At 42.4% G+C, this 17,194-nt stretch carries 22 protein-coding genes; all 22 read right to left on the minus strand.

Annotated elements, in window-relative coordinates; translation table 11 throughout:
- Entirely contained in the window at positions 1 to 1,179 is a 1,179-nt protein-coding gene (locus tag L2748_RS12355; protein WP_220780143.1) for a hypothetical protein, read from the minus strand.
- Positions 1,176 to 2,648: a type II secretion system protein GspD gene (locus L2748_RS12360; protein ID WP_220780144.1), complete on the minus strand. Its 1,473-nt coding sequence runs from the start codon at positions 2,646 to 2,648 to the stop codon at positions 1,176 to 1,178. The genes L2748_RS12355 and L2748_RS12360 overlap by 4 nt, the downstream gene beginning before the upstream one ends.
- Entirely contained in the window at positions 2,648 to 3,826 is a 1,179-nt protein-coding gene (gene pilL2 / locus L2748_RS12365; RefSeq protein WP_220780145.1) for a PFGI-1 class ICE element type IV pilus protein PilL2, read from the minus strand. Before pilL2 ends, L2748_RS12360 begins: the two co-directional genes overlap by 1 nt.
- A 210-nt stretch (positions 3,827 to 4,036) precedes the next feature.
- Positions 4,037 to 4,597 (minus strand): hypothetical protein, encoded by a 561-nt coding sequence (locus L2748_RS12370; protein WP_220780146.1) that lies wholly within the window; start codon positions 4,595 to 4,597, stop codon positions 4,037 to 4,039.
- A gap of 79 nt (positions 4,598 to 4,676) precedes the next feature.
- Complete coding sequence (locus L2748_RS12375; RefSeq protein WP_220780147.1) at positions 4,677 to 4,970, minus strand: hypothetical protein; 294 nt, start codon at positions 4,968 to 4,970, stop codon at positions 4,677 to 4,679.
- A gap of 77 nt (positions 4,971 to 5,047) precedes the next feature.
- Positions 5,048 to 5,974, minus strand: a complete 927-nt coding sequence (locus tag L2748_RS12380) for a DUF1281 domain-containing protein (protein ID WP_220780148.1) — start codon at positions 5,972 to 5,974, stop codon at positions 5,048 to 5,050.
- 136 nt (positions 5,975 to 6,110) lie between these two features.
- Positions 6,111 to 6,515: a hypothetical protein gene (locus L2748_RS12385; protein WP_220780149.1), complete on the minus strand. Its 405-nt coding sequence runs from the start codon at positions 6,513 to 6,515 to the stop codon at positions 6,111 to 6,113.
- 89 nt (positions 6,516 to 6,604) lie between these two features.
- Positions 6,605 to 6,931: a hypothetical protein gene (locus L2748_RS12390; RefSeq protein ID WP_220780150.1), complete on the minus strand. Its 327-nt coding sequence runs from the start codon at positions 6,929 to 6,931 to the stop codon at positions 6,605 to 6,607.
- A gap of 100 nt (positions 6,932 to 7,031) precedes the next feature.
- On the minus strand, positions 7,032 to 7,463 hold the full coding sequence (locus tag L2748_RS12395; RefSeq protein WP_220780151.1) for a DUF3577 domain-containing protein: 432 nt from the start codon (positions 7,461 to 7,463) through the stop codon (positions 7,032 to 7,034).
- A 318-nt stretch (positions 7,464 to 7,781) separates the two neighbouring features.
- Positions 7,782 to 8,111 (minus strand): type II toxin-antitoxin system PemK/MazF family toxin, encoded by a 330-nt coding sequence (locus L2748_RS12400; protein ID WP_220780152.1) that lies wholly within the window; start codon positions 8,109 to 8,111, stop codon positions 7,782 to 7,784.
- Positions 8,111 to 8,368 carry an AbrB/MazE/SpoVT family DNA-binding domain-containing protein gene (locus L2748_RS12405; RefSeq protein ID WP_220780153.1) on the minus strand — a complete coding sequence of 86 codons (258 nt, stop codon included), beginning with the start codon at positions 8,366 to 8,368 and terminating at the stop codon, positions 8,111 to 8,113. Before L2748_RS12405 ends, L2748_RS12400 begins: the two co-directional genes overlap by 1 nt.
- Before the next feature lie 75 nt (positions 8,369 to 8,443).
- Positions 8,444 to 9,103 carry a hypothetical protein gene (locus L2748_RS12410; protein ID WP_220780154.1) on the minus strand — a complete coding sequence of 220 codons (660 nt, stop codon included), beginning with the start codon at positions 9,101 to 9,103 and terminating at the stop codon, positions 8,444 to 8,446.
- A 138-nt stretch (positions 9,104 to 9,241) separates the two neighbouring features.
- Entirely contained in the window at positions 9,242 to 9,901 is a 660-nt protein-coding gene (locus L2748_RS12415) for a hypothetical protein (protein WP_220780155.1), read from the minus strand.
- A complete protein-coding gene (locus L2748_RS12420) occupies positions 9,901 to 10,635 on the minus strand; it encodes a hypothetical protein (RefSeq protein ID WP_220780156.1) in 735 nt (244 codons plus the stop codon). The genes L2748_RS12415 and L2748_RS12420 overlap by 1 nt, the downstream gene beginning before the upstream one ends.
- Positions 10,636 to 10,651: 16 nt before the next feature.
- Positions 10,652 to 12,775: a DNA topoisomerase III gene (locus L2748_RS12425; RefSeq protein WP_220780157.1), complete on the minus strand. Its 2,124-nt coding sequence runs from the start codon at positions 12,773 to 12,775 to the stop codon at positions 10,652 to 10,654.
- Entirely contained in the window at positions 12,776 to 13,261 is a 486-nt protein-coding gene (locus L2748_RS12430) for a hypothetical protein (RefSeq protein ID WP_220780158.1), read from the minus strand.
- Positions 13,248 to 13,460, minus strand: coding sequence for a hypothetical protein (locus L2748_RS12435; protein ID WP_220780159.1), 213 nt, complete (start codon positions 13,458 to 13,460; stop codon positions 13,248 to 13,250). Before L2748_RS12435 ends, L2748_RS12430 begins: the two co-directional genes overlap by 14 nt.
- Positions 13,461 to 13,508: 48 nt before the next feature.
- Positions 13,509 to 14,027, minus strand: coding sequence for a single-stranded DNA-binding protein (gene ssb / locus L2748_RS12440; protein WP_220780160.1), 519 nt, complete (start codon positions 14,025 to 14,027; stop codon positions 13,509 to 13,511).
- A 49-nt stretch (positions 14,028 to 14,076) separates the two neighbouring features.
- Positions 14,077 to 14,481 carry a hypothetical protein gene (locus tag L2748_RS12445; RefSeq protein ID WP_220780161.1) on the minus strand — a complete coding sequence of 135 codons (405 nt, stop codon included), beginning with the start codon at positions 14,479 to 14,481 and terminating at the stop codon, positions 14,077 to 14,079.
- Between the two features lie 453 nt (positions 14,482 to 14,934).
- The gene (locus L2748_RS12450) at positions 14,935 to 15,525 is read right to left on the minus strand and encodes a hypothetical protein (protein WP_220780162.1); all 591 of its coding nucleotides are present in this window, start codon (positions 15,523 to 15,525) and stop codon (positions 14,935 to 14,937) included.
- A gap of 93 nt (positions 15,526 to 15,618) precedes the next feature.
- Entirely contained in the window at positions 15,619 to 16,167 is a 549-nt protein-coding gene (locus L2748_RS12455) for an Lcl domain-containing protein (RefSeq protein WP_220780163.1), read from the minus strand.
- A gap of 341 nt (positions 16,168 to 16,508) precedes the next feature.
- Positions 16,509 to 17,132, minus strand: coding sequence for a transcriptional repressor LexA (lexA, locus tag L2748_RS12460; RefSeq protein WP_220780164.1), 624 nt, complete (start codon positions 17,130 to 17,132; stop codon positions 16,509 to 16,511).
- Positions 17,133 to 17,194: the final 62 nt, after the last annotated feature.

Raw genomic sequence — 17,194 nt, forward strand, 5'->3', positions numbered from 1 at the left:
TCATTCATCCTTTGTGGTGCCAAATACACGGATTGATAAATCAATTGCGTACCGACCATTTGATGTAGGTTTCATTGATAGCGAATCAATACTTACAGGAACTTCTGCAACTAACTCAGCGACATAGCCTAGCTCTGTTAACGTAGCTTCTGTTTTTCGCATCGATAACGTAGAAGAAAAGACAGAAGTCATTGTTTGTGCATAAGACGAGTTAGATTGGTATTCCCAACCCAATGCGATAAGCGCATCCTGTAACGGAGTCCTAATCGATTGAGTGGAAGCCATACTTCCCTGCCACCGCGAAAGCGTAACGGGAGAGTCAGCTGACAGGACAAAGAGGTCGTCCTGTAGTCGTTGATGCATTCCTGGTTGCGTCAATTGCGGCTGTAAATTAAGCCATGTCGTGAGCAAACTCCTCTTGGCCGTTGTACTACGTGCAATATTTAGGGATAACTTATTATGCAAAAACTCGATGTTATTTAATGGCCACTCACTTGGTAACAGCGCAGCATACGCCCCCAATTGCTTAGCATTGTTCAACACAGAAGAAGCTTCAATTGCATTACTGAGTGCATCCCGATAGGCATCATATGGGTCAATCACCACTTCCACTACTTGAGGTGGCGGCGGTGGAGGAGGTGTTGGGGCATACAAAAACCAACCGCCTATCGCGCTTGCAATAACCCCTCCGGCAATAACAAGAGGCCAAGGAGAACCCTGTTTTTTTAATGCAAATAGAGCCAACTCATCATCACTCAGAGGTGTAACAAGTTGATATGAGCAATCACTTGGCAATAGTTCCATCAAGCTGTCGTCAGTGATAAATACCTGCTCACTACGCAACAATGTGATGTTTTCAGCTTGTAAATCTGCCCCACTGCAAAGATATGCCTTTTGAACAACACCTTGATAAACAGACACAAACAAAATCTGCTCATCAACCAAAGAAAGCACGCTCCAAGATTGGGGTTGAGACAGAATTGACTCTACTTTTTTATCTACCCGCGCCACCCATGCTTCTGCAACAGCAAAAGCTGGGACTTCACTCGTGTAATGACAAATCCAGCCATTGCGTTCAACGGTATAATTAAACGGCGCAGGGTAGCGCTTACACAGTTCTCGCCGAGAAATGCTTTTTGATGCACCGGTATAGAATGTAGGTACAGTTAAGCTGCTCATCGTACTCGCCTCGGAGTCAGCAAAATAAGCGTTTCTACCGTTTCATTGTTAGTGGCTTGTGAACCTAACCCGTCAATTCCGAAGCTTGCACTCTTATTGGCGCCGGTTGTTTGTTGCTTAATGGAGCCAATAACAACGGTTTGCCCATAACGCAGTTTGTTTGTAAAACTTAAATCCACATTACGGGTAGAGATAAATCGAAGCTTCGTATCTTTGACTTCCTCTGTTGTATCAGCGGCAATTTTAGTCAGCGAGCCGGCAATGCGGAGCCATACATGGTCTTGTTGAATATTGGCTGATACAAATACATCTACTCCTTCCGATACACTGCCACGAGTGGTTTCAGTATCCGATGAGTTATCAGTGGTATTCACCTTAATATCTGACAAGAAGGGGGTTGTTAGCGTTTGAGATAAACGTCCAGGCTGATTACTTAGCGTTTGAATGTTTATCGGCGTTTCGGTAGATACTGAACCTTGTTGCTCAAGCGCTTTAATGAAAGCGGTCGTACCGTCCCATTTACCAGAGCCTTGAAACGCCATACCAAAGCCATTTGTAGCAGCAGCTGTAGTTGTTCCAGGAATAACAAACTGAAGAGTGCCATCGCCGATATCTTTTAGAATATTCCAGTCAATACCACGGTCTTTGCCAAGATTTGAACGGAACTCAAGAATTTGAATATTAAGAACAACCTGCTTTTCAAGCTCAGCTTGATATTGCTTAACAATTTGACGCACCTGGCGCATACGGTCTGGTGTCGTTCGCACGATAAATGAAGATAGAGACGAAACAGACTCTACCCCGCCAACTAACTCTCCATCTTCTTCATTAGACTTAAGTACTGCCTCAATAGCTTTGGTCACCTCACCAACAACATCGACATTACTTAGCGTTGTACTAATAAATTGTCCTTCCACTTTTGTTGCGTCATTGCCGCTCGATGCGGCCCCTTTGGAACCTTGCTGAGCAGACACTACGCCAACTGGAATGTGGATTTTGAACGTTTCAGACAGGTAGCGACGCACCTCAACCTTATCTTGAGTTGCGACAAAACCATATCCTGTTTGGCTACCTAATAAATTCAACACGTTCTGACGAGACGAGTTAGCACTCAACGATACAAACTGGTTTGAGTTAACATCATTGTCGTACCAGATATCAGCATCAACACCACGCATAACATCACTTAACACTTGTGATAGAGGTAGTCGATTAACGTGGATTTTTACCGATTTATTAAGCCATTTAATCTCATTTTTCTTAATCAATGGCGTAACAATGACAGGAGGCTTGGTGATAACACTGACATGATTTAACTCAAGTGCTGGCGTTAATGCCGCAATTTTCGACTGGGTTTCAGCAACTTCCGCTTTGGTATCCGTATAGTCTTGAGAAACACAACCGGACACACTCGCAGCGAGAAGCAATGAGCCAACGATATACTTAGCGGTAAATTTCATTTTTGGCATTATTGCTTCTCCGAAATGAAGGCTTGTTTTGAGCCATAGAGCAATTGGGCCTGTACAGGAAAACCATCCAGAACTTGCTCTAGCGCGTGGGCGATATCACCTCTAGGTGTCACAACTGGATAAGGTGTTAAGAATTGATAATCATCTAGCGCTAACCAGTTAGCATCATCAGTCCAGGTCCAACCGAAATGAGTAACGACACTCGACACTGCAGACTTTAACGAGTCACCTGAAACCCAAGTAATATCAACAAGCCCAGGGTAAGAGTGCAAAGCGTTAAGCTGGTTATGCTTTGTGAAATAAAGAGGCTCACCGATTTGATTACTCAACTTGAATACAAGCTGGTGAAATGAGTCGGCAACCAGCGTTTCACCGTTCTCTGATGTTTTTTCTAACGCTTGTTGAGTCTTCGGTGCTAAATGCCAAGCAACGTTTTCTAAACCATCATTTTGTGCCCATTGACGTAACGCAGATAAATAGCTCTGCCCCATTGGGACAACGTAATAACGAACGCTTTGTTTTAGATCAGTATCTTTCGAAGGGATAATTGTTGAACCCGCAGTCGCTTTAGCTTCACTTGTTGCGATAGCGCTATTCTTTACAAATAAATTATCTATTTCTGAATCTGCGTGACTTCGACCAGCATAATCAACACTGTTATTGTTAACTGTGTGTGTAGGTCTTACTGCTGGGTTACTCCATTCGAATCCATCACGAAGGCTAAAGCCCACTTCGCGCTTAACAACGTCTTCTTGGAGAGACCAAGGATCGCCCCCAATAACTTGTAGCGCTTGACGAACTGACATGTACCCCATGTTCATGTGCATAATCGGTAAGGCTTGTTGGTAAAGTTGTTCCTCAGCGTAGGTCGTTGCTGGACGAACCGTATAACCCGTTTGCTTGAGTAAAAACCCCAAACCTTGTCCTACCGTAGCATTAGGCATCTGAGGAATGTTGACATTCATTTCACTAGAAAGAACATCACGAACTTGACGAGCCGGCACAGCGGATTCTGTGACATACCGCGATGTTCGATGTGTCGCACCTGTTTCGACAATATCAGGAGCAACCCTAATATTAAGCGGGGGTGGTGTTGGAGCAGGAGCTGGTTCAGGAGGCGCACTTGCACAACCTGATGCCACTAAAGCAACAAACACCGCTTTAAGAGGGGTTCTCATATACTATAACCTTCCGTTTTCTATAAATAATTTAACGTGAAGGAACGGTACAGAAAAAAAACAGAAAAATACTGATTAGAATTGCAGAAAATAAACATTTCTAAAGGGCGAAATAATAATTTTTTTATGCTATCGTTAGAGGTTTAGAAAAATAAACGCCAGCATATTACTGGCGTTATATCTCAAACTAGAACTAAATTCGCTAGGCCATCAACAGTTCGACACCCGCTGGTTGTAAGTAACAAGGTAATCAACGGTATTGCCGCACTGACGTAACTCTTCAACCTTCACAACGTTCTCCGCAACTTGAGCCGCAATTAAAAAACGTTCGACATATTGAAACAACATGCCTTCGACATAGGGATACCAGGCCTCATGACCAAAGCCAGATAAATCTCCCCGGCAGAAGTGAAACATCATTTTGGTAGCGTCAACAATAATGGTTAATTCCTGTCTAGCAACCTCATGAATTTCTGAATCGTCTACACAGACAAAACCGTAACAGTTATCGCCGTTTAAATAAGCCTTTAGCATGTCAACATGTTCAGGCCTAACCAAACAGCAAAAACTCACTCTATGATGAAATTCACCACCTAGATCCAATATTCCTGTACTGGTCCATTCAGCAGTTTCATTGTCAATAGCACCATGGCACTCTTCAATCAATGCGGTTCCCTTTGCTTCATCTTCATCAGCAGCTTTAACGAGTACCATGCTTGATTTTTCATATTCTCCAGCTTGAATTACTAATCTGACAATATACGTGTTCATAAGTGACTTACCTTTTATTAAAAGAGCAAACCACTCCCCTAAGGCAATGAGTTGCCCTAGGGGGAGTTAAATTGATTAGTTAATATTCAGATGGCAACAAGATAGTCGTTACCCTTCTGTCTGCTTCGGTAATGATCCAAATGATAATGCCGTCAAACATATATGCCGACATTAATCTCCGACCACTATTTACAGCTTCATCGTTTGCAGCTTTATCTTCATCGCAAACATTCCCCCAGTCGCCTCGGGAATGTAAGATCAACAATGTACTGAATACACCATGATTAGATGCATCCAACTTACTATTTATGCCTTGAGTCATCACCACTTGCCCCAAAGGGAATAGCGGCGCCGATATTGTGTTTAAGCTCATTTAATTTGCCTTTTTTATATTCGAGCAAAGGCAAGCGATTGCGTAAGGCAATGGCTTGCCTTACGCAGAGTTAATTATTAGCCACCGAAATGACTCATATTATTAAGTATGTAGGAAGGCCCCACTATATCGTGGTAACCGTCATGATTTTCTTCATCGCTGTATTCTAATTCGTCGCAAGTAGCGTTACTTAGAACGCCATTGTTAAAAATAGAACACCCGCAAAACGCACAACCCGACTCAGCAAAATAATGCGTAACACTACAGTTAAAAAGCATTGAGATTTGCTCAGACACCGCAAGATTTGGAGACCATGCGGTATCATAATCAATCGTTATGCCCTCTGCAGAGGAGCTAACTAAGTCAATATCAGCCCCTCTCCACTTGGTATCGTAACGTAAGCAAGAATCGTCGTAGCCCGACGACACACCACTTAATAAGCCACCATTAAACCCATTAATCTCCACCGCTAATCTCGGCGGAATAATTAATGACATGTCAAAATATGAAGATAGACTATAGTCAGATTTACTCGCTTCAACATCGAGAGCCGTCCAAAAGTCACTAATGTTCACTTGAGTGAAAAAGCCGGTCCAATCGAATCGCTTCTGATTAAATAGAACTTTCATCTTGCATCGTTTAGTTCTGTTGATACTTCCCCAAACGATATTGCTCAGCCCTGTCAACCTAAACAATTCGATAATCTCTAGTGAGATGTCGTCCGTTAATTCCACATTATGACTAAGCAAATCCAGCCATCGAGTAAAAGCGGTATTCGCGATTGTTCGTTCACCTGTTCCCTGGATTAAATCAGGAAAAGGCGTGTACACGCATGCGCTTGTAGGCATTAACAGACCTCCAACACCCGCAAAAAACATCTTGCGGCTTGCAGCAATCGCTTGAACATGCAACAAACGTTGCTCGCCTGAAAAGATTCCATTTAACTTCGATATATTTTCAACCGTTCCTGAGATAGCTAATCGGTTTGCACACCAGTTTGGCATAGTGCCTCCTTAGTAAAGGACACACTACTCCCGAGGGGAAATGTGCCCCTTGGGATAATAGAATTGAAATTTTAGGTATAAAAAAAGCCTTTACCGCAATGGCAAAGGCTTTCGTTATTTTGAGTATTGGTTTGGATTAGTTAGTTAAAGCAGACATCCACTCAAACACACTATCTTTTAGATAAAAGCTAACAACAGCAGCGACAATTAGCCACTGTATGCTATAAAGCATTTTAACCACTGATTTGTGTTCAGCTCGAAGCTCCGCATTATCTTGCTTAAGTTCAGCTCGAAGTTCCACATTATCTTGCTTAAGTTCAGCTCGAAGCTCGACAACACTCTGCTTTAATTCAGAAATATCTTGCTTCAATTCAGCCTTAAGCTCAGACATATCCTGCTTTAACTCAGTTTTAAGCTCAATTATATCTTGTTTAAGCTCAAGCCTAGCAGAAGTAAGCTCTTCTCGCGTGACCGAATGTTGAGCCACGTTCAGCAAAAGCTGCATAACTTCTTTTTGAGTTAACGCTTCGCTATCACTCATTGGCATTTCCTTTTTACTCCATATATTTAGTATAACAAAATAGGAGTACCAAACCAAATGGCAGGATAGCTCCTGCCACTGATATATCGTTAACCTAGATCAAGCTCAGCAAAACGAACATCGTCTATACCAAACTCAAACGCACCTCTTAAGAATTTATCCATTTTAGATAGCTGACATTTTATGTCTCCTACCATATTTGATAGCCTTACATGCTTGCACGTAAGGCCGCCTGGCAAATCTCTTAAGGTTTCTTCAAATTTTATTCCTGCTTCGAATGAATCCATCCAGGCGAAACTTGCAATATCTTCATCTAATTCAGAACCATCAGATATTAAAGAATATTGCGCTAACGCCACGATAAGGGCCAATTCAACTTCAGTAAATGCAATCATCATCTCGGTTGACGTTTTCATACTCATTCCTCTAAAAAAAGATAGAGGAACGCCACTAGGGGACGTATCCCCTGTGGGTAAAGTAAAAACCTATCACTCGAAAGTGATAGGTTTAAGTGTATTAAGCAGCTTGCGCCGGTGTTTGAGCCGGTGCAGATTCTGCTTGCTGTTGTGAATGAACAAGTACTTTATCATTTACTTTTAAGTAAGTGATTTTAAGTAATCTCGCTCGCAATATCACACCAGTCTGCCCTTGTTTTTTACCTGGGCCGTATACAAATGTTTCGGGGTACAGGTCTCCTAACTTGAAGCTAGCTGTTATTGTGTCATCTTTACTCACAGAGGAAAGATGCTCATCAAACAGTGCTTTAGCAGCAGAGCCAACCACAGAACATTCGAAGTAAGTCTTTTGACCTTCATCACCACGACAAGCCGCAACTGTAACAGCCCAATAAGGCTTGCCTTTTGCTGGCTTGATTTCACGAATTCGGTTAAAAAAACCGAAACCGCTAGTGTGTAAGTCAAAATGTTTATTTTGTGTAGTCTGAGTCATGATAATTCTCCAAATAATAGGCGAGAAAGATCACAACCCTTATGGGGTATGATTTTCCCATAAGGTAGATAACAAAAGTTAAGGCCGATGAATACACACCGGTGCTTCAATTCTTAAGAAAGAAGCTAAGTTAAGGACACCCCAATCAGCGAGTTAACACCGAACGCGACACATTTCGTGGGGCCATTTAAGGCTATTGCCGTGTGCTTCACACTATAAGTCAGTGAGCAACTATTGAACGTAATTATGTTAACAGAGCGATATCACGAAATAAAGATATTTAGAGCAACTATTAATCAAAAACTGAGATTTGTTCACCTATTCAATGATCGCCTTTGTTAATTTTGTCACATGTTCAATGATAGATTGAGGCGCTTTCTCGATGAACTTAATCTTACGGTCAACAAAATCTAATGACTTTAATTGATAAATCAATACTGCCCCGACAGTCGAAACGTCATCAGGAAGTATCACTTCCAATGCCATCCCTCGCACCGTACTGGTGATCGGCGCGACAATGACAAACCCTGTATGTTCATTAAACATTAATCTTGAAATAACCAATGCCGGACGTCTCTTCATAATTTCTTTTCCCGCACTGGGATCAAAATTTAAAGAAACAATATCTCCCTTATCAGGTACATACATTAATTATCTTCCTTTCCTACTGGCCTAGCTTCAATCCACTCTCTGTCTTCTGCAGTAACAGCAAAGCATTCTTTCGGGCTTGCAGCCAACAAGGATTCAAGCGTAATACTCTCCTCAATTGGTGTAAGTAAAATCTTGTTATCTTGAATGGTTAGATCTAACTGAGACCCAGTGTGTAACCCCAATAACTTCACGATAGTTTTCGGAAGACTAATAATATTAGCTCCTCCCGACTGACGAATTGATACAGCAGTCATAACCCCTCCTTAATGTTCTACAAAAGTATAACACCGAAAAGGATTTTACAAAAGTATAACTCATAGTGAGCAGGGTTAAGGCCGTCTAGAAAGAATTTGAGTCACTGACTCTACCGTCATCATCCATTTATTAGAATCAACACAACGATAAGAAAGCAATGATTGGATTTTTTTGAAATCACTTTCTAAGTCACGAGAAAATATAGGTTCATGATGAGCTATACGGTTACGAAGAAGCCTGATTGACTCCAGAGTGTCATAAATATTAAGTCTAAACTCTGAAACACCAATCCCTTTAGGGTGATAAGGAAATAATGCCAAAATATGAGGATCCCACAAACGCACATCATTTCTTCGAGTAAAAGTTTTTTGCCAGAAAACAAATTTAAGCTCAGGGATTACTTTACCAGCACTCGTTTTGCCTCTTCGTGAATTAATCAAGTCAGCTCTGGGATTATACCCTCGACTAGGGTTTGGAAGGCTCAACTCAAAGTTTCGATTCCATGGCCAGCAATCACCATATTCAATAGTAAACACCTCATGAACAGCATTTCGAGTAACTACTTCACAAACATGCAAAGGCCATAGAAGTGCAGCAGATATTTGCCCATTCCAACCATAAAGAACAATTGCTTTTTCAACACACTCGCCCTCGATTGCATTAACATAGGTGCTTACCCTCGATTCAGTTAACGTCCTAACGACAGAATCAATGCTTATTGACGTATCCGTCATATTGTTTTATCCTTGAAAAACTAGCTACGAGAATCGTGGGCGTAAGCCTCCACTTGTAGACATACGAAAGTAAGAATAGCCCAGCAATTTGTTGGGCTTTTTCTTGTCTATAATTTGATGGTAACACATTGGCACCATTCAAAAAAGTTGAGTTTTAACTTTACCATTCCCACCACATACCCCCTCACCTGTAAACCATCCATCACGCCAGAGTCTTGATTTAACTGGTGTGTCAAAATAGGGGTTCGTTTTGTCTAAACAGCCATTATTGAACGCTTCAAGCCCTTCGTGCCAGGCTCTCATCTCATCATCCAACTCATAGGAACCCTGCCACCCTCCAAGCCAACCTTGATATTCAATAGAGTTCGACTCATAAGGGTTGTCAGTAGTTGATACACCACAATAAAATGCTTCCAATCCAGCCATCCAACCGGTTAAAGAACGGCGCTCATCTTCTGTGCAGAGTCTATGTTCCTTATTAGCTCGCTTTAGTCGAGATTGGCCAATCGCACGAGGTAGTTTCATCTCCTTTATCTTTGCCGCTTTATCACCTGTAATCACCCATGCAGAACAGCCATACTCAAGTACTCCCCTATCAACAAGACGCTGTAAAAGTGCTTCGAAAACTAAAAATTTAAGGTGGTATTGATTTATCAATTCACCAGCATCGGTGTAATACATATCGGCACTGTTTTCACCTATACAGTCATAGAGCAGCACTCTTCCTTTAAGCACTTTCAATAGACCAGCTTCAAGTGTTATTGGAACGCGCTTACATTGCTTACGTGGTTTCAACATTATTCGCCCTCCAATCGAGCAGCATGAAAGTCTCCCCATTGTTTATTTTGGTGACCTTGTTGCCAGCCTTCTAACCAAGCATCAAAAGAAACTGTTGAAGGCTCATACGGATTATCAGTTTTCAACTTATTGTCATCAAACGCTACTTTTCCTTCTTCACGTGGGATATATGTTGGATCACTCTCTTGACGAGCAAAAATATATTCTGAAAATGACAAACAAAACCCTTTACCAGTGATAGGAAGTCCCGCAATTTCGAGATCAAACACCCCTACAATGATCCATCCGTCTTCTTCATGCTTAATCATCCACTCAAGCAAGGCTTCAAGCTCAGGACTCGCCGATTTTTTTAGCTGGTCAATGACTTCATAGTTTTGTTCATTGGTGCAATAGCGCGGGTTACTATAGGAATGGTATTCATCATCTCTGTAAGGTAACGCTTCCTTGGAAACCACAGATATCCCCATATCGAAAAAAGGATCTGGGCAATTTTTCAGGAAGACATCTGTTGCGGTTGATGAAAGCATAAACTCAAGTTCTGCCGCCTCCATTTCCAAACGATTAATCTTTGCTTCTTTATAACAGTACCGATTCGAATCAATCATTTCTCTTAAAGATTTAAGCCTTTCGCATGAGAAATGCATCTGAATACCAATAACATCAGGTGTTTTTGATCTACATTTAGCTTCTGACGTATTTTGTTCCATATCGATGACTCCAGTTAAATTACTCATTGTTAAGAACAGGCCCCTACTGGACCAGTTCGTTACTGCGGTCCATCTCTTTGCCAGGCTTACCTTCATTATCAAATAGCCGGCGCTGACAACCCGATTTAAAGGCAGAGCAACCCCACCAAAACTTCCCTTTGGTTTTCGCTTTTTTGCGCACTAACACGCCCTTAGTACAAGTGCATGGCGCCGTTTTAGGTAACTTTCCACGGTCATCATTAAGCAATAAGCCGCAATGGTCTTTATCTTCACAAGCCCAGAATTTACCTTTCTTACCGTCTAATAATTTCATTGGCTTTTTACATGCAGGACAAGGTGCTGTGACTTGTTCGATTTTAGGGAGTTTGAGCGAGTACTGACCTTGTTTGAACAGCGCCACTAATTGCGTCACAAACCCTTGCTGTTTCGCCATAAAATCAGTAAGTGAGCCATTCCCTAGCGCGATATCATCAAGGGCTTGCTCCCAAAGGGCTGTCATTGACGGTCTCGTTAACACATCAGGTAACGCATCGATGAGTGAACGACCGGTAGCATCGCTTATCAATTGTTTACCGCTAACAGTAAGAAAGCCTCGCGCTTTTAACGTATCAATGATGTTTGCTCGCGTGGCTTCTGTACCTATACCCGCCGTCTCTTTCAAAATCGATTTGAGCTTTGGGTCAGTTTCAAACTTGGCAATATTAGACATCGCATCAATAAGCGTACCTTCGGTGAACCTTGAGGGTGGCTTTGTCTTCTTGTCGTCGCGCTGATATTGCCCTGGTAAAGACTGGCCAATAGACAGTTGAGGCAAACTATTACTCTCTACTGTGTCGTCCTCTTCTTTCCCCGTAACGATTCGCCAACCTTTTACTCGCTCGACTTTTCCGTTTGCCTTAAACCGATGTGCGCCTACGGTTAACTCAACAGTGGTCGCATCGTCTTCCGCTACCGGATAAAACTGTGCAAGGTATCGCTGCACAATCGCTAAATACAGATTGCGCTCTTTCTCGCTCATTGCTTCGAGATTAGGGGTAATAGGCAAAGGGATGATGCCGTGGTGCGCCGTAATTTTCTTATCATTCCAACACGCGCTTTTTTCTTGAGGATTGGCGCCTGAACACCACCCAGCAAAAGCAGGAACGGCACTTAACTTACCGATAATTGCAGCCACTTCACCATGTTGAGATAACGGCAAGTAAGGACAGTCTGTTCTTGGATAGGTCGTCACCTTGTGCTTTTCATATAGTGACTGCGCAATATCCAGCACGTCTTTCGCGCCATAACCGTATTTGGCAGACATCGTCTTTTGTAATGAACCTAGAAAATAAAGTGCGGGGTGTTTCGCCTTTTGCCGCTTGGTATCAAATGTTGTCACGATACCGCTCTGCCCTTGGCATTGAGCGATAACCCCGTCCGCAATTTGCGTTTGCAAACATCGTCCATGTTCATCACAAACATTTTCAGGTGCTTGCCATTTAGCTTTAAACGGGATTGCTGCACTAAATAAGCCGGTCACGTCGTAATAGGCCGCTGGCGAGAATTGTTCAATCTGACGGTCTCTATCAACAACTAACCGTAATGTTGGCGTCTGAACTCGACCAACTGACAGCGCACCACTGTAACCGTCCGCACGACTCAGCAATGTACATAGTCGCGTCATGTTCATACCGATAAGCCAGTCACCGCGACTACGGCCAAGCCCTGCGTCATACAACTTCTCGGTTTCAGCATTTGCACGTAAGGCGCCTAACGCCTTTCTGATACTCGCCTCATCAAGCGCACTGAGCCACAACCGGCGAATAGCACCCTTATAATTAACAAATTCGAGTATTTCTCGCGCAATCACCTCACCTTCACGGTCCGCATCAGTAGCAATAATCACTTCCGTTGCTTTAGCGAGCGCCTTTTTTACGACTGCAAACTGCGCCTTAGTTTTAGGGGTGACGACCATTTTCCAAGTTCCAGGAATAATCGGCAAATCTGCCATATTCCACTTTTCAAAGTCAGGATTATAATCCTGTGGGTCAGCTTGCTGCAGAAGGTGCCCAATCGCATTCACGACCATCACCCCTTCTTTGGAAAAAACACCATCCTTTCGGGTGCAACCTAATACGGTTGCGATATCTTTCGCCTGTGACGGTTTTTCACACAGATAGACTTGCATTTATATTATCTCCAGCCTTGTATTTGATAACGCGAACACCGCGCTATATAAAGACTCACGATATAAAAAAGGGGTATTCAATAAGGCTTGTAAATGCGCGCAACCCTCTTCCCTCGCCTGGTACATATCCACTTCGATTAAGCGCTTTCCATCACTGACATTGAGTGATTTATCAAGGCAAGCCTCATACTCATCCAATACCACCGGCTCGTAATCATAAAAGCGGATTAACAGCTCGGTGAGCTCATGCATAGAAAGCGGCAAGCTGAAATGCGTTTCAGCAAAGAGCAAGCAATACAACGCCGCTTGTTCCGGCGAAATATCACCACGCTCGAACTGCGAACCACCTTCTCTCGGCAATAATCCAACTCTGGACGAGGCACTTTCACTTGCATGAACGAGCACAAAAACAGGAATTTCCAGTTCAGCACTCACCAACGAAGATGCTGATACACTCAAGGAAGGTGTTTGCTCAAATAACATCATTTTTAGACAACCTTAATTGCCGCCTTAAATTACGAATAGCGCGGTAGTCACTGGGAGTAGAGGCCGTAAACACATCGCAAGCCAAATTGTCTGCGCTGATTTTTCGGTGTCCCTTACCGGTTAACGAAATAGTAGGATTACAAATCCCCTCTTGACGTAAGAGTTGCTTAATATTCGCCAACCATTTTCGTGTACTCACAATGACCACCTGCCTTAGCCGCTGTAAACGGCACTGAGAATCACCCCGTTAACAAGGAAAATCTTCATCCCAATTATCAAACTCATCAGCTGGCGCTGACTGAGCATTTTGCTGCTGAGGTTGATACTGCTGCCCTGACTGTTGAGACGATTGATGCTGCTGTGCTTGTCCGCCCTGACGCGGAGCCATAGTGATGGACTGCAACCTTGTCGGCATGATGGCAATATTGTCTGCAGTAATCGCCATTCCTGTTAGTGTTTGTCCTGGGTTTTCTGCATCTGGCCACGAGTCCATTCGTAGTTCGCCTGTAATTTGAACTTGCATCCCTTTACATAACAGCTTGTTCAACAACTCTGCATTATTGCGCCAGTAATCAACACGCACCCAAAAACCACCTTTATCTTCGTAGTTTTTACCTGGTTCATTACTTTTAACTAGGCGATCGTATTTGACATTAAATGACAACAACGGACGTTGTTGACCGTTACTGCGTTCATTAGCCGGCTGAAACGTTAATTTTGGTTGCTGACCGATATTGCCCGTAAATGTGAAGCTAGATTTGGCCATGAAAGGCTCCTTTTTATGTGAGTAAATTGGGTTTACAAATTAAGTTTGATTAATGCACCTGCTCGATGTCTTCAGCGCGGCGAAAGTCCAGTAACTCTTCAATAAGCGGCGCCCCATCTACCGCTAATCGCTCACGATAGGCCGCATCGAGTTCGTGCCACACACAAATGAAATCATTCAGCAAAGAGTCATCACATGGATTGGTATTGAAGTGGTCAACGAGTAGCGCCACGGTTTTCTCGGTAGGTTCACCGGTATATACGAAGGGGATATCGCTCTGTCTTGATATGACAAGCATGGAATAGTTGACGAAAAGCACGTCAGTTTGACGCAAATAAGCCTTAACGCTTGATGCGCTCACAGGCTCGTCTAGTTGTCGCATTGCTCTAATAATGAGACGGACGTATTGACGTGTCGCGATATTGAATTTGTTTAAGGCAGAAGTATTGCCCATGATGTTCTCCCCATAATTAAGATGAAGAGACGGTACAGAAAAAGGACAGGAAAATACCGATTAGAATTGCAGAAAATAAACATTTCTAAGTAGCGAAATATTTATTTAAATCATGTATGATAGTTGGTTACCTAAAATAAGGCGCTAGAATAACAGCGCAAAACATTAATTACGGTATACATAAACATTGAACATTACTTAAGTGATGTTTCATAATTTCAATTGGCGCTACTTAATGAGCAGTGTCGCTTGCGACGATGTGAAATTGAGTGGCTAAACGCTTATGAGTGAAGCTTACGACTAAGGTTTCAGAACAGCACTTTTTCGAATTCATCATAGCTTCACTACGCACAGTCCAAAAAAGCAGTAGAAAGCGGGTTAGCGAAAACAGTGCATTCCTATCGGAAATGCCAGCTTCCCAAGGCTTTAAAACATGAACAAAACAATGACTATTTAAAGTTGTAAATCTCTGAATTTTTGCATTTTGATTAATGTTGTACACGTAATCGGATGACGAACATATAGTTTTTCCGGAAACTTAACAGAACTTTTGGCAATGTAACCGCACTGCACATAGTTATAGTTTTTAAGATTCGCATTTATGGAACAGTTAATCCACAGCCCACCTAAAAAAAGACCAAACAACACACTTACAAAAAAAGACTGGACACACCTACTGACCAATAACCGACCAACATAGCATTCGCCGCGCACGAGTATGAGTACGAGCAAAACTTCTGCGAAAACAAAAATAATTCCTAAAAACATTGACGTTATCAGTACTTGTTGAGGAATCATGATGAAGAAAACTTTCGCTAGCGCATTTTCCTTCTCTATTAAAGCAAGCACTTCATTTAAAAAAAAGCTGCAAATAAACCCATTAACGACAATATACATAAGCAATTTCGCCCCAGATAATCGGTTCGTATCGAACCCTTTACTAGTCGTCAATTGCAGGGGATTTGAGTTTTGATTTACAGCATTTAAAGCGCAACTAAATCCATTAGTTAATTTTTTCTTACTACGCCTCCCCTTTCTTCCCATAAAAACCCCAGATCAAAAGCTGAAACTCTGTTACACCATACCTTCCTAAATGCAATTCCTAAGTAAAATGAAGTAAAAAAACAACATCAAATACTAAGGATTTGAGATGCAGGAAGCGTGAGTTGTGAAGGTTGAGTACAATAGTGGGTGATCATTTTTGCTGTTCGGCTCAGTGGTACTTACAGAGCCAGTACCGAGATCTACGTCATAATAGTTGGAATCATCCGCTGTAATCGACCAATAAGTGCCATCAGTTGGCCAACCGCGTGCAATAAACATATTACCAAAACTGTAAAACAATCCCATCAACTCGTCTCGTGCAGGTAGACGCCAGTTAGTTCGCCCTCCGAGACTGTGCGAATTATAGGTATCACACAAACTCTTTGCATTGTTCCAGTCGAAAAGGTAGAACCTGCCGGACGGTCCACGTGTTCCGTCTACAGCCCAAGTTGAATATGCTGGACTGCCTCCAATACTGTCGAGGTAAGCTACTGAAGGTGAATTAGTAAATAATTTACCACTCCCTGCATCGAAAATATCAATACAACCGCTCGCTAGAGTTGCGCAAGTAGAATAATTGTCGTTACCGCAGGCTGTAACACTCAATGAAAGTACTATTGCCGCAATTAATCTGAATTTCATATTTACCTATATGGGGTTCTAGACGGGAATCCCAGATTTTTCCGAATCTAGCTATCATGGGGCTTGTCACGTAAACGAGGGATTGAGTGACAATCAATAAAACGTCAAATTTGACACTAAAACCTGTCACATAACCCGTAACTTATTCAATATGATATAAACCCAGTGACATTTAGCTTTCGTGACGGAATTTTCTGGGGTTCCGGCGTAGAACCCCTATATAGAGTTTGCTCTGTCGTAAATTTAGATGTATTTATTATGATTTAAGCTTGCAAACCTTCCTAGTTACAATTATGCAATAAAAAAATGCATTACCCCCACACTTAACCACGCCTCCCCCACTACCAACCGCTATTACGAATAACACCTACCGCCAACCCCTCTATGTAAAGCTTTTGCAGCAGTAGATTGACGATTATCGGCTCATACTCTTCATTTTCAGCGTGTAAAAAAATGGTATTCCCCACTTTTTCAAACCGCTTCACTGTCACCTCATCCTCGATCCGAGCAACAACAACCTGTCCGTTCTTAGCCCGGTTAGTTTTATGCACGGCCAATAAATCACCATCAAGCATTCCGATATTCTTCATGCTATCACCACGAATTTTTAACAAAAAATCGGCCGCTGGATGAAAAATTGTAGGCTCTACCTTATAACGATCTTCAATATGCTCTATTGCAGTGATAGGCGCGCCAGCGGCCACAAGACCAACAAGCGGTAACCCGAGTTTATTCTCATATGCTAGCTTCCACTGATCACTGATTTTTATACCACGAGATGTTTTAGGGGTAACGTCAATATAGCCCTTCCTAGCGATAGCTTTAATGTGCTCTTCTGCTGCGTTCGCAGATTTAAAGCCAATTTTTTTTGCTATCTCCAATCGAGAAGGTGGTAGACCGGTATCTTCAATCTGCTGCCTGATGAATTGAAAAACTTGCTTCTGGCGAGGTGTTAATGGTGTCATGGTGGTTATCCATCCAGTATTTCGCGATTACTCTGTTATACCTGAGTAACGGAAATACACAA

The organism is Shewanella sairae (genome assembly GCF_023283535.1).
GTDB classification, from domain to species: domain Bacteria; phylum Pseudomonadota; class Gammaproteobacteria; order Enterobacterales; family Shewanellaceae; genus Shewanella; species Shewanella sairae.